Source organism: Pseudoalteromonas sp. SCSIO 43101 (assembly GCF_023650775.1).
GTDB lineage: Bacteria > Pseudomonadota > Gammaproteobacteria > Enterobacterales > Alteromonadaceae > Pseudoalteromonas > Pseudoalteromonas apostichopi.
In genome coordinates this window covers 813,012-832,121 of record NZ_CP072673.1, presented here as the reverse complement: position 1 = coordinate 832,121, position 19,110 = coordinate 813,012, and the positions used below count along the sequence as shown (strand labels likewise).

The following is a 19,110-nucleotide window of genomic DNA, read 5'->3' as shown; positions in this document are numbered from 1 at the left end:
GGAATAACATGCCCACCATTTATGAGGTGTCGAAACTTGCAGGTGTTTCCCTTGCAACCGTTTCACGAGTAATGAACAACAATGCAAATGTCAGTGATACCACCCGTAAAAAGGTCACTGCTGCAATGGATAAACTTGGCTATAGACCTAATTCAATTGCTCAGTCATTGGCATCAAATTGCTCTAACAGTGTTGGCTTATTGGTCTCTGAATTACAAGGTCCATTCTACGGGCCTATGATGAGTGGCATTGAAGATACCTTTCGTAATCAAGGCAAACATCTCATTATTGCTGCTGGTCATAGTGATGAAGAACGCGAAAAACAAGGCATTGAATTTCTGATTAGTCGTAATTGCGATGGACTTATTTTGCATGTTGAAGCAGTTAGCGACGAGTATCTTATTAAACTCAGTAAAGGTCGAACTCCCTTTGTATTGATCAACCGCTATATCAGTGAACTCAGTGACCGCTGTATTCTGCTTAACAATATCAAAGGTGGTTATTTAGCTGCTAAACATGTTTTAGAGCATGGTCATAAAAAAATTGCCTACATCAGCGGGCCTCTTTGGAAACAAGATGCCAAAGACCGCCTAGAAGGACATAAGCAAGCACTACATGAGTTTAACCTTGAGTTTGATGAAAACTTATTATTCCAAGGTGATTTTATGGAAGAGAGCGGCTATGAAGGATTAAAAGCCCTTCATCAACAAACGCATCCTTTCACTGCTTTGATATGTGCCAATGATGAAATGGCGGTTGGTGCCATGGCAAGTGCTAGAGATTTAGGTTTAACTTTACCTAAGCAATTATCGATTATGGGTTACGATAACGTGTTTTTCACCCGCCATGTTTACCCACAATTGACCACGGTTAACTACCCAATAGATGAAATGGGTCGTATGGCAGCGGACTGGGTGTTAAATCATGTTTATCAAAAACAAACCCCACCGCTACAAACATTATTTGAACCTGAGCTAGTAGTTAGGCATTCAATTAGCTGTCAATAAGCTCTGATAACAAGCCAAGATTAATCGGCTTTAAGAGGACTTGCTCAATCTCAAGAGGTTCGATTTTTTTAGGCTCTGGCTCTGCGCCACTAACAATAACTAACTTTAAGTTAGGGTGGCGCTGTTTAATTTCGCTTGCTAAATCAAGGCCTTCACCATCTGGCAAGTGCATGTCGAGTAAGACTTTATCAAAGTTTTGATCGTCTTTGAGTGTCGCAAGACACGCAACACAGTTTGGTGCTATTACCGTTTCAACACCTAAACTTTCAAGCAATAACTGAGTGATTTGCGCCGCATCACTGTCATCTTCCACCAATAAATAGCGAGTGCTCTGTATGGTCATTTCAGGGCTGTCATCTTGCTCAACCACAGGTTCAGTTTTACCTTCGCAAATATAATGATTTAGCACTTGGTAAAGCAACCCAGCATCAACAGGTTTTGCAATCATATCGTTAAAGCCAAGCGCACTTAATTCTGTTTTCACCCCTTTCATAGTGGCGGCGGTGAGGGCAATAATGGGCCCTTGATAACCCATTTTGCGAAGCTCAATAGTGGCTTCTTTGCCACCCATAACGGGCATATGCAAATCAATAAATACTATATCAAAAGGCTTACCTGCTTGCTCTGCATTAGCTACTTTTTCAATCGCTTGTTTACCGTTTTCTGCATATTCTACTTCTGCGCCAGTACTGGTGATCATATGACCAACCAGATTGCGTAAATCTTTTAGGTCGTCTACCACTAATACCCGCCCACTTGTTTTAAGCGTGGTTAGTTTTTGCTGAAAATCTGGGTTTGAATCAAAGCGAAGTACTTGGCGTTCAATATCTCGAATGTTGCCAGGGTAAATAGAAAGAGTAAACTCTGAGCCCACGCCTTGGGTTGACTCAAGTTCAATACTGCCTTGCATACGGCTCAGTAGTTCTGAACAAATTGCAAGGCCAAGCCCTGCTCCCCCCACATCTCGGGATTCAACATCAGCAATTTGTTCAAATGGCTTAAATATCAATGCTTGTTTTTCTGCTGGAATACCTAAGCCTGTATCTTTAATGCTAAAAAACAGCATTTCACGCTCCTGGACCCAAGCAGTCCAAGCACGAACGGTAATTTCACCTTGGTTAGTAAACTTAATAGCATTATTAATGATGTTAATTAGAATTTGGCGCAACCGAGTAGCATCGGTATTGATCACTAGAGGTAGTGCCTGTTGTGACTCAAAATTAAGAGTTAAGCCTTTATCAAGCGCTGAGACACGCATTAGGGTATAAACATCAGTCATTAAACTATCTAAATTGACATCACAGCAGTTTAGTTCAAGTTTATCAGCCGCTATTTTTGATAGGTCGAGGACATCATTGAGTAAGCTCAATAAGTGCTTACCATTTCTATAAATCACGCTCAACTCATTTTGGGCATGTAGATTTTTATCGCTGTGCATAAGTAACTCAGTGTAACCCAAGATGGATGACAATGGTGTACGTAACTCATGACTTAAATGTGCCAAGAAGCGGTCTTTAGAGCGGTTTTCTGCTTCGGCTTTTAAGCGCTCTACACGCTCATCTTCAACATCTCGGCGAGCTAAAGCATAACGAATAGCACGGGCAAAGCGGCTAGAGTTCATCTCACTCTTGACAAGATAATCAACCGCACCAGCATCAAGTGCTGCAGAATCGAGAGCTTCATCAGATTGCCCTGTCAGCATAATAATCGGACCGCGAAAACCGTTATCAACGGCCCGTTTCAGCACTTCTAAGCCATCAGAGGCACCTAAGCGATAATCTAACAAACAAATATCATGCTTGTTTTCGCTAAGCACACTAATGGCTTGTTCTGGGCAGCTTAACCACTCAACATCGAATGTATGGGAACCTAATTGTTCTAGGTAGTCGCAGGTGAGAATATAGTCATCTTCATCGTCTTCTACTAAGAGTAATCGGGTTACCTTATCTAACATTCTGGCTCCTTATGCCAATTAGCCTAATTAAGTATTGTCGCTAATCGGAATTAATCGTTTCGTGATGTTGGCAGCTCTACAAATTCTACCCAGTATTTTCCTAGTGTTTGCATCAATTCGACTAAACCTTCAAAAGTAACCGGTTTCGTGATGTATGATGCAGCACCTAAGTCATAGCCTCTAACCATATCTTCTTCTTGTTTTGATGTGGTTAAAATAACAACCGGAATGCCCTTCAAGTTAGGGTTCGCTTTGATTGCTTGGAGCGCTTCTCGACCGTCCATGCGCGGCATATTTAAATCAAGTAAAATCAAGCCCGGACGTGGCGATTTTTCTTTTTCACTAAATTTGCCTTTACGCTCAAGATATTCAAGCAGCTCTACACCATCTTCAACAAAAAATAGCTCGTTCAATACACGGCTTTCGGCCAATGCATCTTGGGTTAATAAACGATCATCTTCGTCGTCGTCAGCCATTAAAATAGTAATTGGTTTAACTTTATTAAGTGGCATTACGCCTCTCCTTGTAGTGTGAAAAGCGATGTTTCCACAGGTAATTTAATTGTAAAGCTTGCACCTTCATTAACGCGACTATTCGCCGTGATTTCTCCACCATGGCGTTCAACGATTCGGCGACAAACTGATAGGCCTATGCCTGTGCCCTTATATTGAGAGCGACCATGCAAACGCTGGAATGGTACAAATATTTTTTCTAGGTACTCTTCAGAAAAGCCAATTCCGTTGTCTGAAATAGTAATTATTTCCCACTCTACCTCTGCATTATGAACTTGACTAAACTCTTTGGTTCGCTGGTAACTAATGTTGATTACAGGCGGCACATTTTCACGCCTAAACTTCACTGCATTAGACAGAATGTTTAAGAATAATTGCAGCATTTGGCTTGGATCAGCTTGAATGTGCGGTAACTTATCGAGATTAACAGTGGTTTCAGATTCATTAACCGCGATTTCAAGATCATCAAGTACTTCTGCAACAACCTCATTTAAGTCAGTATCAGTAAAGTCTTTGCCCCGAGTCGTTACTCGTGAAAATTCAAGCAAATCATTAATTAAATTAGACATTCGCTGGGCTGCGTTTTTCATGCGATTAATATAATCAATGCCTTTTTCACCGAGATCATCTTTGAACATTTTTTCAAGGCGGTCACTAAAAGCTTGAATCTTTCGCAGTGGCTCTTGTAAGTCATGACTTGCAACAAAAGCAAATTCTTCAAGCTCTCGATTTGAGCGGCTTAATTCATCTGAATAGATGGTCAGCTCTTGGGTGCGCTCTGCTACTTTTGCCGCAAGGTTCTCATTTTGATTTTCAAGTTCAGCTCGGTACTTGGCTTGGTTACGCAAATTGATACGTGTTAACAAGAACATACCAATAATTAATAAAGTGCTAGTAACAGCTGTAATTGCAAATGTTAACTTAGCATCGTCTTTTATTTGCGAGAGTTTAGTGAACTGATCTATCTTGAAATTAAGCTCACGCATTTGAATTTCATCAACTGCTAGGCGAATTTCTTTATATAAATCGCGACCTTGGTTAGTTAATAACAAACTACGAGCCTTAACGTCTTTATTGGCTAAAGCCAGATCGGTCGTTTTAGTCATTACCGCAATTTTGTCATTTACTAAGTAAAGAAAACGAGCAATGCGATCTGCCTGACCCGGTATTTCTGAATGCAAACTTTTCACAAGCATTATCTGTGCTTGCATCGAGGCAATTGCATCATTGTAAGGCATTAAGTAATCTTCACGATCAGTGAGTAAATAACCACGTTGACCCGATTCAGCTTGCACCAAAGATAAGTGTAATCGCTCAATTGCTGTATTGAGCGAGTTCGTGTTATCTAGGCTGTTTTGTGTTTCAGTGAGCGAGCGAATACTATCAATAGCTAAAAAAGCGTTAGCCACCACGATACAGAGCACCACGGCAATAAAGCCAGCCCAATTGATCGCTATTTTTCCTTTTTGTTTGTGCATTTACTTCCTAATCTATGAGTGCTTAGTCAGCCCCGTGAGTGTCACTTATTTCTTGTAAGTGCTCACTACACTGCTGGCAATTAGCTATTATTTTATTTAATGCCTCAAGTGCTTTTTGCTTTGGCATATCATTTTCTAATACGAGCTTAACTAACTCTGCATTCATTGAAATACGGTTTAGTGGCGCACGGGCGTCGTGCACCATTTTTCGTAAAGACTCGTTATTATTCATAGCCATCCTTTGTTATTTATATTCGCCAATGCCTCCATAAGCATTTAAACGGTTATAAAGAGTTTTAGTACTGATCCCCAGCATTTGTGCTGCAATCGTCTTATTACCTTGTACTTTATCTAAAGTAGCGTGGATCAACTCTTTTTCAACTTCTTCAATAGTTTGCCCTGCAACAACTTGATTTGCTTGGCTCTCTTTATTCACTTTAGAGAACGGAGACTCTAATGATTCAGGCAAGGTAATAGCTGTGCCTTTAGGGTCACTCATAATAAAAGCCCGATGAATAGCGTGGCGAAGCTCACGCACGTTACCAGGCCAATCATGCCCTTCTAGCTCTTTGATTTGCGCTGCTTGCCATTTAAAGTCGGTGCCGTTTTCTTCATTGAGTTGCTCTAAAAAGGCATTGGCGAGCAGTGGAATATCTTCTTTTCGCTCACGTAGCGGTGGAATATCAATGGGGAATACCGCTAAACGAAAATAAATATCTTCACGAATAACATTGTTTTGCGCAAGGTCGGTTAAGGTGCGGTTGGTAGCAGAAATAACACGGCAATTCACTGCTTGCTCTTTGGTGCCACCCACTCGGGTTACTTTTTTGCTTTCAAGAACGCGTAGTAAGTTTGGTTGCATATCAATCGGCATTTCGGTGACTTCATCTAAAAACAAAGTACCACCAGCAGCTTGTTCAAATACACCCTCTTTGCGCGCAATAGCCCCTGTAAACGCGCCCTTTTCATGACCGAACAATTCGCTACCAATCAGCTCTTTTGAAAATGCACCACAGTTGGTTGCCACTAACGGACCATCACACTCAGTCGCATTATGAATTGCCTGCGCAACCACTTCTTTACCTGCACCACTTTCACCCATCAACATCACATTGGCAGAAGTGGCTGCAACACGCTCAATCATAGTATAAAGCTTCTGCATCACCTCAGATTCACCAATCAAGGTGCCAAAATGACGTTTTATTGCTGGTGTTGCTTTTTTCTTAGGGGCTGATTTTTTCGGGTTGAGTACACGCTCGATATCTTCGCGTTGTAAAGGTTTAACAAGATGCCCCACATTAGGTTCACACATCTCTGCTAGCTTACCTTTTACTGAAGGGTGCCCTGAAATTAATGTGACTCGAGGAGATTGACCTATTGCTTTTAAATGCTCAAGTAAATGAAGGCCGCTGCCATCTGGCAACATGAAGTCTAAAAAGACATGATCAAACGTGTTGTTTTCAAACCATTGCTCCGCTTCTGCCAAATTTGCTGCGGTATTTATATTATGCCCAAGAAACTCCACTATGTGACAAACTACATCGCTAAATTCACTGTCATCATCGACCAAAAGTACGTTCAACATATTCATTTCCTAAGCTTTTTTCACCATTCTACGCAAATTTTTTTCGAAAAGAAAACCAAACACGCTAGATACCTAAATAGTTCTTAATTCCAGTTATATTACCTTATTAGTTTCAATTTGGGGTAAGTATAATGAATTAAATGCTAAAAAAAGGTTATTATGGCGCATTCAATATTAAGCTGAGCTGTACTTGCGTTAATTTAAAGTTGTAATCCCATGAAGCTATTAAGAAAAGTAATTCACCCAAGTTTAAGTAATGACTATGGCACGATATTTATTCGTAACACTGCGCGCGCTATCGTATTAAAGGGTGAACAAATACTACTTTTATATACCGCCCGTTATGATGACTACAGCCTACCAGGTGGTGGAGTTGATGAAGGCGAAAGCATTGAGCAAGGGCTTCACCGAGAATTACATGAAGAAACAGGCGCACAACACATCCAAGTAAACCGACCACTGGGGTTATACGAAGAAATCAGGCCTTGGTACAAAGACGACTTCGACTGTGTTCATATCAAGTCTTATTGCTACTTCTGTGAAATAAGCGATGAATTTGCAGAGCCAAAAATGGAACATTACGAAGTGCAAAATGGCATGCACCCTAAATGGGTAAATATTTTTGATGCCATAGCACATAATGAAACCACTATGGCAATGAGTGATAAACAGGGATTATCAATTCAGCGCGAGACCTTTTTATTAAAGCGAATTGCTGACTCGCTTTAGTTTTATTTAAATGGAAAGCATGCTGTAACACTTTGAATATGCATCTATTGACATGTTTTCATCGCTTTTGGAGCGATATAAAAACGCCAAAGTCCTAGTAAATTACTCAATAAAAACACTGCTTCCATTACCACTGCTACTGGCGAGAAAATCAGAACATTATGTGTTAACCAACATAGTGTACCTAAGAGCATAAAAAGCCTTAGTAACAAATCTTTACTCTGAAACGAAGCATAAGTCTGAATTAAGGTCGCTGTTAGGGCAATAAAACTCACCCAAGTGTGCCAAGTAAATAGCACTGCGCTTATGCTCAAAAGCATAAATGCAATCATCACCCAAGTTTTGCGCGCAAAAATAAAGTAACCATAACGTAGTGCTGCGATCAGCATTAAACATGCTGCACTTAAGTTATCGAGCAGCATAAAGTGCACAGATGTGAGTAAAACAGAGCTAAACAAACAAGCTAAAATTGCTTGTCTTTGTTTAAACTGAAATGAAGCCAAATCGAGTAATGTGGCAATGGCCACTAAGCATTGAGATAAAATAAACATAACGACTCCTGAAAAATCAGCAGTGTAATGTTCACTGTTTTGCTGCGCCTTAACTTAAGTTAAGACGCCGCCTAATTCGTGATAAAGAAATAGCTGAGATCCCTAAATACATAGCAACTTCGTTTAAACTCAGTTGTTCAAGCCAGTGCGGTTTTTGATCCCGTAAATATTGATAACGCTGCTCTGGCGTATTCAGTAATAAAAATGCTTCTTTTGCTTCTTTAAATAGTAGCTGCTGACTAATCAGGTTATGTTTGATTGCTTGCCAGTCGGCTCTCTCGAGTAAAACTAAAGGCACCTTAATAAGCTCAGCATCACGTATTACTTTAAGTTGGTAAAGCGCAGGGGTTTTAGTTAACCAATTACCATAAAGCAGTGCAAATTCATCTTGAAAGTAAAACTCTTTACACTTTTGCACGCCTTGTGATGATGCATGTAATGCGCCAAGCACCCCAGACACAATTAAGTAACCAGCATCTTGTTCGTCGCCTTGTTGTAATAAAACATCACCTTTAGCGCAACGTTTTATAGAGCATTGCCCAGCAAGCTTGTTACGAAATTCACTGGCAAGCTGATGATAACTATCACCTAGCGGAAGTAACTGGGGATCAGTCAAGATTGCCAACCTTGCATTAATATCGTAGTAATTTGCTCTGCGTTAATACCTTCTCGAACAATAAAGCGCTCACCACACCAAAGCGGTGAAAAACCACTATCGCCTTTGGCTTCGGCTTTTGAGCGTAATGCGGTCATCGCAATCGACGCATAAGGAAAAGGCGGTGCCTGCTCTGGCATTGCACCTAACTCTTGCATGACTCGGTTGCGAACTCCTCGTGCTGGGCGACCTGAAAATAAGGTCGTCAATTCTGTAGAATCTGGCTCGGCCGTTTTTAATACTTCACGATGTAAAGCACTTGTTGTAGCTTCTTCACAAAGTAAGTAAGCACTGCCTACCTGCACTGCAATCACGCCCAAGGCTTGGTACTGTGCTACATCTTCAGAAGTACAGATCCCCCCTGCTGCAATAACGGGTATATCAAGCTCTACACACTCTCGTACTAATTGCACAGTAGTGGGTTGCAACGATAAATCCATCGATAAAAAATGCCCACGGTGGCCGCCTGCTTCAATCCCTTGTGCAATAATCGCATCGGCCCCATTTGCTTGTAACCAGCGCGCTTCATCTAACGTTGTGGCTGATGAAAGAACAGTCCCGCCCCACGCTTTGATCTGAGTAACAATATCCTTACTTGGCAGACCAAAATGAAAGCTGACAACAGCGGGCTTATAGGGCGCGATAATATCTATCACTTGTTGATTAATTGGCTGACGAGAAGCATTACGGGTTAATTGTGAGGCATCTACATTTAACTCTTCAAAATAAGGTGCTAGCACCCCATGCCAAGCAGTTTGCTGAGCCAATGTATAGTCAGGTGTCTGATGACAAAAGAAATTAAGATTATATGGCTTATCAGTATTCAGGCTTATGTAATCAAGTTCTGACTTAAGCTGCTCTGTCGAAAGCATAGCACAAGGCAACGATCCAAGCCCCCCGGCTTCACAAACAGCCACAGTCAGCTTAGCATTTTGCACACCCGCCATCGGCGCTTGAATAATTGCAAGTTCAGTATTTAACACAGAATTTGTCATTACGTATTCCTTGTAAGTTTTGCAGCCTGTTGCAGTATTTACATAAAAAGAGAGCGAAGCAAACACAAGATAAAAATAAAGTTATTACAAAACAAAAACATAGAAAAATAAAAAACAGGTATTAGCTTTGCAGACTCTCTCCTACAATTTTGTAAGGAGATAATGATGACTGATACTGTTACTACAATCAATCCAGCCAATGAGCAAACTTTAAATACTTATAATCTACTGTCACTTCAACAAGCACAAAGTGAGGTTGAACAATGCCATCAAGCTTTTTTAAAGTGGCGCACTACATCACATGAACACCGTGCAAAATTACTTAATCAACTAGCAGAAGTGATTGAGTCTAATCAGCAAGAAATAGCACAACTGATGACAGATGAAATGGGCAAGTTATATCAACAAGGTCTTCAAGAAGTTGAGCTGTGTGCTGCAATTTGTCGCTACACCGCAGAACAAGGGCCTCAAGTGCTTGCTGATGAAAAGCGAGATATGCAGGACGGTCATGCAATTATTAGTTACCAACCAATTGGTGTGATTTTAGGTATCCAACCTTGGAACTTTCCGCTTTATCAGGTTATTCGATATGCTTGCGCTAATATCATGGCGGGTAATACCACGGTGCTAAAACACGCTGGTAATGTATTTGGCATGGCCGAAAAGATTGAGCAAATGTTTTCACAAGCAGGCTTTGATGATTATTGCTTTAAAAACTTACTGATTGACGGCAAAACTGCAAGCGAGCTAATTGCGCACTCAGCTATTCGTGGGGTGACATTTACTGGCAGCGATGAAACTGGCAAAAAAGTTGCTGAGCAAGCTGGCAAACAAGTGAAAAAAACCGTCCTAGAACTTGGCAGTAATGATGCTTATATCGTACTTGATGATGCCGATTTAAATACTGCCATTAGCGCATGTACACAAGGTCGTTTGATCAACAATGGGCAAACCTGTGTAGCAGCAAAACGTTTTATTGTTGTTGATGCGTTATATGATGATTTTAAAGCCTTAATTAAAGAACAATTTGAGCAAGTTGTGCTTGGCGATCCAAATGATGAAAAGACAACGCTCGGTCCAATGGCTCGCAAAGATCTGCGTGATAAACTGCATCAACAAGTTACAGACTCAGTCAATGCTGGAGCTAATATTATCACCGGTGGCAAGGTTGCTGAGCACACCGGCTTTTACTACACCGCTACCCTTCTTGAGAATGTTAAACCAGGAATGCCTGCTTACGCTGATGAATTATTTGGCCCTGTCGCATCACTTATCAGAGCAAAAGATAATGCTGAGGCAATGCAAATCGCTAATGACTCTCGCTATGGCCTTGGCGGCGGTATTTTCTCAAAAGACGAACAGGCAGCCATTGAGCTTGCAAAGCAGCACTTTGATACTGGTATGGTCAATATTAACGGCTATGGTCTTGCGCAACCAAACTTGCCATTTGGGGGGGTAAAAGACAGTGGTTATGGCCGTGAACACGGCGGATTTGGGTTACGAGAATTCGTTAATATTAAAACCATTATGGTCAACGATTAAAATAAAAAGGGCTCATATGAGCCCTTTTTTACACCACTTCACTTAATTAAGAGATCAATTTTAAGGTAATAGAAGCTCGTTGATAGCAGGCAAAAATTTAGTTATTTAGTTTTTCTAAGTCAGAAATTTTTCATGTAGGTAACGAGTGGGTTAATCACTCAAAGTGATTAAGTATTATTGCGGGTTGGTATTACACCTAATATTTATTACTCTTTAAACATTGGCACTTGCTGCTTGGACGCAGCAGGCATTTTCAACTCATCAATCGCTTCCTCTTTGTCTATTTGTTCTAGCTGTTTTTGATTAGCTGAGTCTGGGTTATAAACAAGCTCTGTAAGTAGGGCAAAATGGTCAGAGCCATATTTTTCCAAACGCTCTATTCGCTTGACACTGAACTCATTACTATGAAAAAGATGATCAAGTGGCCAACGCATAAAAAAGTAACTTGCATGAAAGGTGTTAAAAAACCCGCGCCCTTTACGTGGGTCCAATAGACCGCTGATACGCATAAACAAACGTGTGCTGCGTGACCAAGCAACATCATTTAAATCACCAGCAACGATACAAGGTCGCAGTCTGTTTTTAAGTGCTTTCGCTAAAATAATGAGTTCAGTATCTCGGGGGCACGAGCTGTCCTCCTCTGTGGGGCTAGGGGGAGCTGGATGAATAAAGTGCCCTTGTACTTCTACGCCATCGGCATCTTCAAACAAAATATGAATTGAGGGGATATCGCTTTCTATAAGCTCACAAACTTGCTGTTGTTTGATTTTAAACTTGCTGTACAAGTGCATGCCATAACGATTATCTTTTGGGCAGTAAACACGATATGGGTACTCTTGCTCTAAACTGCTCAGTTTATTTTGCCAAGTTTGATCAGACTCTAACGTAATGAGGAAATCAGGTTGGTGCGTTTTAACTAAGCCAATGAGTTTGTCATATTCAGTGTTCGACATCAGTACATTTGCCGACATGATACGAATACTGTGCTTATCGCTTTTATTGCTTGAGGCAACTTCTTTATTAGCTAGTCTTGTGTAAGGGTAAATCCATCCGACTTGCAAAATCAGCACAATGATACTTGCAACTGCGCAACCAATAAAAAGCCATGAATCAGTGGTGCTAATTAAATAACCTGCCGCAATTAAACTCGCACAAGCAAGGTAAACCACTTGCAAGCGAACAAAATCACAACTGCGAATTAGATAATGTTGGGAGTATGAAAATGGCAAGATTGAGACCACTAGCAGCATGGCCAATAGTGAACTCAATCCATAAGTCATGATCGATGCAAACAAAATTAGCGGCTCAAAATAGAAATAATTTCTCGGGTGTCTTCCACTAAACGCACGACAGTACCGTCGACTTGAATTGAAATTAGACCATCTCTATCTCGTGATTTAATCACTTTACCGCGGCGGTAAATATCACGATCTAGGATATCGCCTTTACGTAATTTTTTTTGCCAACCAGGTGGTAAATCACCACCATTATCAAGTTTTTTTTCAAGGCCCGGCGGGAGACTTTTACCTTTATCCTTATCCTTGTCTTTTGCAAGTGCGCCAGCCGTCACTAGGCTTAAACCTATCACTGCAACAGTTAACAATGCTTTCATGCGAGTGTTCCTTCTATTAGTTTCAGTTAAGCGTAGCAAGTTTTTCTGAACTGGATATGAAACAAGCAAAAAAAAAGCCGCTAAGCGGCTTTCGACAGGATTAACGATGGCGAGTGACAATTGATAAAATCTCTCGCGTATCGTGTACTAGATGAATCAGGCGATCGTCGATTTCGATGGCAATAATGCCATTTCGGTCACGACGTTTAATCACTCGACCATGGCGATATATATCACGGTCAAGAATATCACCATGATGATAACGCTTATACCAACCTGGTGGTAAGCCACCACCATGCCCTACTTTTTTGTATAAACCGGGTGGCAAATCACGATAGCTGTAGCGGTCATATCGATCATAGTAGCGATCATGTTTGTCATGATGATAATGCTTGTGGTGTTTCTTATGTTTGTGGTGCTTTTTATGCTTTTTACGTTCGTGTTTTTGTTCGTATCTATCATGGTCACGATCATGTTTCGCGTTTGCTTCCATAGGTATCAAACTTAAACCTAAAACGGCAACTGAGATAGTAATTAATTTATTCATAATAGAGACCCTTAACGTTTGCTCTTGGTAAAAAGCCTAACGTTTTAGCCTGAATCATAGATGAAGGGTTACAATTTAAAAACGTAACTATTTACATATCAACACATTAGAAAGCCAATCTTTACATTTCTTTAAACTTCTTTGGCACTATTTATGAAAAACTGGGTCTGAGTTACAGCTCCGTTTGCATCGTTTGTCGTTATATTTACCAACGCAAACAAACGCTTCCTCACTACATAATAAGGATAATTTATGAATGCACTAAAATGGTGTTTGATATTTAGTATTGCTGCACTTACGGGTTGTAGTGCCATAATGAGTCAATATGGAAATCAAAAAACGCAATCAAGTTCTTTGGTTGAGTACCTTTATCCAGATCAGCAAGACAGAGCTGCCCATCAAGCGACCATCCCAACCTTGAACTTACCTGCCACTGTAGGGATTGCCTTTATCCCTAACAAGTACAATGGTGGCTTGCATCATAGTGACGAAGTGGCACTGCTAAACAAAGTTAAAAAGCAGTTTATGCAATATGACTACATAGACCGCATTGAAGTGATCCCAAGCACTTATTTAAAAGGCGGCGAAGGGTTTACCGCATTAGAGCAAGTATCTCGTTTATATGATGTGGATATTATGGCGCTTGTTTCGTACGACCAGGTGTCGCAAAGCTTAGAAAATAACGCTGCATTTTTATATCTAACTATTGTTGGTTTATATGTGATTCCGGGCAATGAAAACTCAGTACAAACCTTTGTAGATACCGCCGTATTTGATGTAAAAAGCCGAAAAATGCTGTTTCGCGCTCCAGGTATTCATAAAGCAGAGCAACGCAGCACAGCTATTGGCATAGATGAAATGGCAAAAGAGCAGTCGCTGGCAAGCTTTAATGGTGCCGTTGATGACATGATCACAAATCTCGATGCTGAATTGGCGCAATTTAAAACCCGCGTAAAAGAAGAAAAAGTAGCCAATGTCACGCACAGAAATGGTACTGGCGGCAGTAGCTTGTTTTGGTTAGTTGCAGTACTGGCAGGTTTTGCAGTGCATCGCCGAAGCTCATAACAGACAAAGTTATTAATCGCGAAAGCTTTTACCCATCCTAAAAAGCAGTTACCCTTTGGTTTTTGTTGTACCTAACCAAAGGGTTTTCATGAAGTTGTCGATACTCTCAGTGCTTGTGAGCACCTCATTATTTAATCAACAAGCCTTTGCTAATAATGAACTAGAACATATTACAACTACGGCCTCGCGTAGCGAAGTGTTGTCAGATCCATTGCCTGTTGTGGTCAGCAGTATTTCACAAAAGCAACTGGCGCTTATCGCTCCAACTCACATTGAACAAGCCCTTAAACAGGTTGCTGGTGCTAATCTTCAACACGGTAACGGCCAAGAGTATTTACCCGCTTTACGTTCGCCTGTACTTTCTGGTGCAGGAGCCTGCGGCGGCTTACTTACCGCTGAAGATGGTATTCCACTTCGCGCAGCTGGTTTTTGCAACATCAATGAATTATTCGAAGCCCACACTGAAATGGCAGAACGCATCGAAGTACTGAAAGGGCCTGGCTCTGCTCTTTACGGTTCAAACGCAGTACATGGTGTAGTCAACGTGATCACCCCAGATACAACCTATGACCACAACCAACTTGGTTTTGATTACGGATCGTTTGGCTACACCCGCTACAAACTGGGCACTGGCCGTGATTTTGGCCAGCAAGGTTTAGGCATTAATGCCACGATCACCCGAGATACGGGTTACCGTGATGACGAAAGTGTTGACCAAGAAAAGCTATCACTGCGTCACCGTTTTGATGGCGAAAAACTAAGTGTAAGTACAGGCCTAACCTACACTCACTTAGATCAACAAACTGCAGGCTACATAGAAGGCTTTGAAAGTTATAAAGACGAGCAAATAGCACAGTCTAATTTTGATCCAGATGCGTTTCGTAAAGCGCGTTCTTTACGTATTTGGTCAAAACTAAATTGGACACAAGATGAGGCTAACAACTTTACCCTAACGCCTTATATCCGCGACCAAAACATGACCTTCTTTAAGCATTTTTTACCGGGTACTCCCCTTGAAGAAAATGCTCAGCAAGGTGTTGGCCTTCAATCAAGCTGGCAGCATAAGTTAACTGGTGCAAGCCTCTTAACAATTGGCTTTGATGGTGAGCTGACAGATGCTGATTTTTTACAATATCAGGATAGCCCGACTCAAGGCTCAGCGTTTTTAGTCGCCACCGTGCCTCAAGGTAAACATTACGATTATCAAGTAACTAGCACCCTATTAGCACCATTTGTTAACCTTGATTGGCAGCTTGATGACTTACTCATCAGTCTTGGTGGTCGATACGAGCGTATGCGCTATGACTACACTAACCATATGTTGGCTGGTCGTACAAAAGAAGATGGCACAGCATGCGCAATGGGCGGGTGCCGTTATTCTCGACCAGAAAGTAGCGTAAATAGCTTTACGAACTTCTCGCCAAAGCTTGGTTTAAGCTATCAATATGCTGATAACCAGTTTATCTACGCCAATGCTTCAGAAGGGTATCGAGCACCGCAAGCGGCAGAGCTTTATCAATTACAACGCGAACAAAATGTTGCAGATCTTAACTCTGAAATAGCTAAAAACCTCGAGCTTGGTTTAAAAGGTCAACAAGCACAACTGCATTATGTATTTAGCATTTATGCAATGAATAAAAAGAACACCATTTTCCGCGACAGTGATTTTTATTATGTCAACGACGGCCAAACCCAGCATCGTGGTGTTGAGCTTGAATTAGCCTATGCCATTACACCAAGCTTATCGATGCAAATAGCCGCAAGTCATGCCAAACACACATATAGTTATAATCAGTTACTCGGTGGGGTTAATATCAATGGCAATCTCATTGATACTGCACCACGTAACATTGCAAACTTACAGCTACTTTGGCAAGCAAACGATATAACACGTGTTGGACTTGAGCTGCATACCACCAGCAGCTACTTTACTGATCCTGAAAACCAGCATAGTTACGAAGGCCACTCATTAGTTAACTTAAGAGCAGCATGGCAGCTAACACCTAACTTTACCCTTACTGCACGAATAAACAATTTAACCGATGAGCACTATGCTGAGCGCGCAGACTACACCACATTTAGTGGCGACCGCTACTTTCCGGGTAGACCGCGCAACGCCATGATATCAGCAAGCTATCAGTTTTAAGTAACCGTTTTATTTGGTGAGCTATCTCATAGTTCACCCACGCTGTTTAGTGTTTTGGTATGATAAAAGTACCTATAGCTATCTTTCCAAACAGCGTGTCATCTTCTCAAAACGTAATTCGTAACCTTCTATTAGTACTGGGCATTTTTCTAATTGCAGCCAGTTTACGTGCTCCTATCACTGGGATCGCACCTGTACTTGAACAAATCATTGAACAATTTCAGTTAAGTGCATCACAAGCCGGTATGTTGACTACTTTACCTTTAATCGCGTTTGCTATTGCCTCCCCCATGGCGGCGAGCCTTGCTAAAAAGTGCGGTCTTGAAGTATCGCTGTTCATTGCCCTTGTGCTTATAGGCGTAGGAGTCGTATCTCGCGTTATTGACTCAGCCACAGTGTTATTTATTGGCACTGCAGTGATTGGCGTCGGTATCGCGATTGGTAATGTGTTATTGCCAAGCCTGATAAAACGGGACTTTCCCCATAAAGTGGCTGTTATGACGTCTAGTTATGTTTTGGCAATGGGGATATTTGGCGGAAGCTATTCAGCAATAATCATTCCGCTGGCAGAATATAAAGAACTTGGCTGGCAATTAGCCCTCGCCAGTTATGCCCTATTAGTTGTACTGGCTACTGTTGTGTGGTTACCACAACTTAAGCAACATACCATGCCAAAAAAATCATCTGTGCCAAGTAGTACACAAAGCAAAATTTGGCACTCAGCACTTGCTTGGCAAATCACTTCACTGCTCGGCTTTAACTCATTTTTCACTTATATCATGCTAGGTTGGCTGCCCAGCATTTTAATAGAGGGTGGTCATAGTGCGCAGCATGCTGGTGCTTTACAAGGCGCCTTTCAAGTTGCCTCCGCCCTGCCAGGGATTGTGCTTATTCCGCTACTTGCCAAATTAAAAGATCAACGTATTTTAACTTTAAGCCTTGCGTTACTTGGGGCGCTTTGTTCACTTGGGTTATTAGTTGCACCTAGTTTCGCGATGTTTTGGTCAATCACTCTAGGTTTTTGTTCAGGCGCATGTTTTATTCTAGGTTTATCATTCGTAAGCCTGCGAACTCAAGACTCAATGCAAGCCGCAGCTTTGTCGGGCATGGCACAATGTATCGGATATTTATTGGCTGCAACCGGCCCTATTATTGCGGGTGCCTTACATAGTTATTTTAATAATTGGGAAGGAGCACTTTGGCTGTGTATTGCATCAAGTCTACTGTGTGCTTTGTTTGGTTATTTAAGTGGCCGAAATCTAACTATCGGCCAACAACAAAAAGGGGCAGCTAATTAGGTGCGGTTTCAAAGATACTCATATCACTTAGGTTATCGAGCCAAGGCTTATGTGAGCGATACCAAATATGCGCTTTAGGGATAAGCTCATCAGCTTGCTCTACAGCGCCAATACGTAAGCCATAAATACGCTCACCTGCACCTACAGAAGTCGCGTACAAGGCTGTACCACAGTTACCACAAAAGCCTTGCGCACGCTGATTACCACTTTCGGCTATTTTTATATATTCTTTTGGCTCAGCACCTGTAAAGGTAACCCCATCTGGCACAGACACCACAACAGTGCGAAAAGGCGCACCCGAGATAATTTGGCAATCTGTACAGTGACAGTTAATCACTTTATTTTCATCAACTTCTGCATTGTAAGTTACCTCACCACAATGACAACGACCTGTTACCTTCATATTAAATTCCTTGTTGAGATGACTGCTCTTTTACTGGGTAGTGATTGGCATGTTTTAAGCTTTGTAAGTCATTAAAACGTACCCCATGCTGGGCCATAATAGGATGTATTTTTTTGCTGATCAATTGCCTAATGTAAAAAGGCTGATTCGGTACAAAATGGTGGATTGTGTGTGTGCGACCAAAATCAAAACAAAATAATTGAAACGGTAAAAACCAGCGACTGGTGATCACATGCGTTTGTTCTAGCAAATTATTTACACCACCATAATAATGCATTGAAGATGTCACCAAGTTAAGAGACGTTGAGCGAATGATATTAGGCACGATAAGTACCACCATTAAGAATTCAGCCCCAGTAAGTAACTCTACTCCCCAAGCGGGTAATGTAAATGGCTGCACAAATTGCAGAGCATAGTAAGCAATTACCCCATAAAGAGTCGCAAAATACGCTGTTGCAACAGGAAAGCCAGCATTAAAAACTCGTAAAAACTTAAAGCCACTAATTTCTTTATTAAATCGCTTGGTATTAATTAATAAACCTAGCAAGCCATCAGTGATAACCAACACCCTCAAAAATGGTGATTTTATGCCATTGCCCACTAAGCGCTCCTCTAAATCTTGCGAGGTGCCGGATACTTTATGGTGATGTAAGTGAATTTTTCTGCGATACCAAGGGTTAACCGTATTTGGCCGCATTAGCCACACGGTTAGCATCATCAGGTTATGTGTAAAAGGACGATTACTAAAATACTGCTTATGGATCAGATCATGTTCAAGTTCATGCGATATCGAGGTAATAAAAGCAGCCAAAATGATACACAGCCATGCAGGAATAATAGCTAAATAATAGAGTGTCGCAACGCCGAACAGTGAACATAACGACACGAGTAGAATAGCCATAGCAATCGTATTTTGCTGATTAAGTATAGGATAAAGCGCTCTTAGCGACTGCTCTTCAGCCTTAATAGCTGAAACTATCGTCTTTATATTTTGTTTCGCAGTTGATTTTGACATAGTAAGCTTTTACTAG

General features: G+C 41.3%; 19 protein-coding genes. 6 read left to right on the top strand and 13 right to left on the bottom strand.

Annotation, left to right across the window (positions count from 1 at the left end):
* Window positions 1-8: 8 nt before the first annotated feature.
* Window positions 9-1,007, top strand: a complete 999-nt coding sequence (locus tag J8Z25_RS03945; protein WP_250661698.1) for a LacI family DNA-binding transcriptional regulator — start codon at window positions 9-11, stop codon at window positions 1,005-1,007.
* On the opposite strand, the gene J8Z25_RS03940 is transcribed toward J8Z25_RS03945, so the two are convergent.
* From J8Z25_RS03940 to J8Z25_RS03920, 5 genes are read right to left on the bottom strand one after another with little or no spacing between them, the layout of a single operon-like run.
* Window positions 994-2,961 carry a response regulator gene (locus J8Z25_RS03940; RefSeq protein WP_178926631.1) on the bottom strand — a complete coding sequence of 656 codons (1,968 nt, stop codon included), beginning with the start codon at window positions 2,959-2,961 and terminating at the stop codon, window positions 994-996. The two genes, J8Z25_RS03945 and J8Z25_RS03940, sit on opposite strands and share 14 nt — an antisense overlap.
* Before the next feature lie 50 nt (window positions 2,962-3,011).
* Window positions 3,012-3,473, bottom strand: coding sequence for a response regulator (locus J8Z25_RS03935; RefSeq protein WP_130049593.1), 462 nt, complete (start codon window positions 3,471-3,473; stop codon window positions 3,012-3,014).
* Window positions 3,473-4,951, bottom strand: coding sequence for a sensor histidine kinase (locus J8Z25_RS03930; protein ID WP_130049594.1), 1,479 nt, complete (start codon window positions 4,949-4,951; stop codon window positions 3,473-3,475). The genes J8Z25_RS03935 and J8Z25_RS03930 overlap by 1 nt, the downstream gene beginning before the upstream one ends.
* Before the next feature lie 22 nt (window positions 4,952-4,973).
* Window positions 4,974-5,189, bottom strand: coding sequence for a histidine kinase (locus J8Z25_RS03925; protein ID WP_130049595.1), 216 nt, complete (start codon window positions 5,187-5,189; stop codon window positions 4,974-4,976).
* A 6-nt stretch (window positions 5,190-5,195) separates the two neighbouring features.
* Window positions 5,196-6,536, bottom strand: coding sequence for a sigma-54-dependent transcriptional regulator (locus tag J8Z25_RS03920; protein ID WP_130049596.1), 1,341 nt, complete (start codon window positions 6,534-6,536; stop codon window positions 5,196-5,198).
* A gap of 216 nt (window positions 6,537-6,752) precedes the next feature.
* On the opposite strand from J8Z25_RS03920, the gene J8Z25_RS03915 reads away from it, so the two are divergent.
* Window positions 6,753-7,265 carry an NUDIX hydrolase gene (locus J8Z25_RS03915; RefSeq protein ID WP_130049597.1) on the top strand — a complete coding sequence of 171 codons (513 nt, stop codon included), beginning with the start codon at window positions 6,753-6,755 and terminating at the stop codon, window positions 7,263-7,265.
* Window positions 7,266-7,309: 44 nt separating this feature from the next.
* Here J8Z25_RS03915 and J8Z25_RS03910 read toward each other — a convergent pair whose 3' ends face one another.
* Genes J8Z25_RS03910 through J8Z25_RS03900 form a run of 3 tightly spaced genes read right to left on the bottom strand, consistent with a single transcriptional unit; the run spans window position 7,310 to window position 9,466 of the window.
* Window positions 7,310-7,816 carry a YgjV family protein gene (locus J8Z25_RS03910; RefSeq protein ID WP_167658166.1) on the bottom strand — a complete coding sequence of 169 codons (507 nt, stop codon included), beginning with the start codon at window positions 7,814-7,816 and terminating at the stop codon, window positions 7,310-7,312.
* A 49-nt stretch (window positions 7,817-7,865) separates the two neighbouring features.
* Window positions 7,866-8,432: a Crp/Fnr family transcriptional regulator gene (locus J8Z25_RS03905; protein WP_130049599.1), complete on the bottom strand. Its 567-nt coding sequence runs from the start codon at window positions 8,430-8,432 to the stop codon at window positions 7,866-7,868.
* Window positions 8,429-9,466: an NAD(P)H-dependent flavin oxidoreductase gene (locus tag J8Z25_RS03900; RefSeq protein ID WP_250661697.1), complete on the bottom strand. Its 1,038-nt coding sequence runs from the start codon at window positions 9,464-9,466 to the stop codon at window positions 8,429-8,431. Before J8Z25_RS03900 ends, J8Z25_RS03905 begins: the two co-directional genes overlap by 4 nt.
* 165 nt (window positions 9,467-9,631) lie before the next feature.
* Between J8Z25_RS03900 and J8Z25_RS03895 the strand changes: the two genes are divergently transcribed.
* Window positions 9,632-11,008, top strand: coding sequence for an NAD-dependent succinate-semialdehyde dehydrogenase (locus tag J8Z25_RS03895; protein ID WP_250662011.1), 1,377 nt, complete (start codon window positions 9,632-9,634; stop codon window positions 11,006-11,008).
* A 206-nt stretch (window positions 11,009-11,214) separates the two neighbouring features.
* Here J8Z25_RS03895 and J8Z25_RS03890 read toward each other — a convergent pair whose 3' ends face one another.
* From J8Z25_RS03890 to J8Z25_RS03880, 3 genes are all read right to left on the bottom strand, one after another.
* The gene (locus J8Z25_RS03890; RefSeq protein WP_250661696.1) at window positions 11,215-12,288 is read right to left on the bottom strand and encodes an endonuclease/exonuclease/phosphatase family protein; all 1,074 of its coding nucleotides are present in this window, start codon (window positions 12,286-12,288) and stop codon (window positions 11,215-11,217) included.
* Window positions 12,289-12,305: 17 nt separating this feature from the next.
* On the bottom strand, window positions 12,306-12,620 hold the full coding sequence (locus J8Z25_RS03885) for a hypothetical protein (protein WP_167658170.1): 315 nt from the start codon (window positions 12,618-12,620) through the stop codon (window positions 12,306-12,308).
* Between the two features lie 100 nt (window positions 12,621-12,720).
* Window positions 12,721-13,167: a hypothetical protein gene (locus J8Z25_RS03880; protein WP_239976873.1), complete on the bottom strand. Its 447-nt coding sequence runs from the start codon at window positions 13,165-13,167 to the stop codon at window positions 12,721-12,723.
* A gap of 252 nt (window positions 13,168-13,419) precedes the next feature.
* Between J8Z25_RS03880 and rhlP the strand changes: the two genes are divergently transcribed.
* The 3 genes from rhlP to J8Z25_RS03865 all read left to right on the top strand — a co-directional run bounded on the left by rhlP (window position 13,420) and on the right by J8Z25_RS03865 (window position 17,676).
* Window positions 13,420-14,232: a rhombotarget lipoprotein gene (rhlP, locus tag J8Z25_RS03875; RefSeq protein WP_250661695.1), complete on the top strand. Its 813-nt coding sequence runs from the start codon at window positions 13,420-13,422 to the stop codon at window positions 14,230-14,232.
* An 88-nt stretch (window positions 14,233-14,320) separates the two neighbouring features.
* Window positions 14,321-16,378 (top strand): TonB-dependent receptor, encoded by a 2,058-nt coding sequence (locus tag J8Z25_RS03870; RefSeq protein WP_250661694.1) that lies wholly within the window; start codon window positions 14,321-14,323, stop codon window positions 16,376-16,378.
* A gap of 59 nt (window positions 16,379-16,437) precedes the next feature.
* Window positions 16,438-17,676, top strand: coding sequence for an MFS transporter (locus tag J8Z25_RS03865; RefSeq protein ID WP_239976866.1), 1,239 nt, complete (start codon window positions 16,438-16,440; stop codon window positions 17,674-17,676).
* Here the strand turns inward: J8Z25_RS03865 and J8Z25_RS03860 are convergent.
* Both J8Z25_RS03860 and J8Z25_RS03855 read right to left on the bottom strand, forming a co-directional pair.
* Window positions 17,669-18,079: a GFA family protein gene (locus J8Z25_RS03860; protein ID WP_130049607.1), complete on the bottom strand. Its 411-nt coding sequence runs from the start codon at window positions 18,077-18,079 to the stop codon at window positions 17,669-17,671. The two genes, J8Z25_RS03865 and J8Z25_RS03860, sit on opposite strands and share 8 nt — an antisense overlap.
* A 1-nt stretch (window position 18,080) precedes the next feature.
* Window positions 18,081-19,094, bottom strand: coding sequence for a fatty acid desaturase (locus J8Z25_RS03855; RefSeq protein ID WP_167658175.1), 1,014 nt, complete (start codon window positions 19,092-19,094; stop codon window positions 18,081-18,083).
* Window positions 19,095-19,110 lie beyond the last annotated feature (16 nt).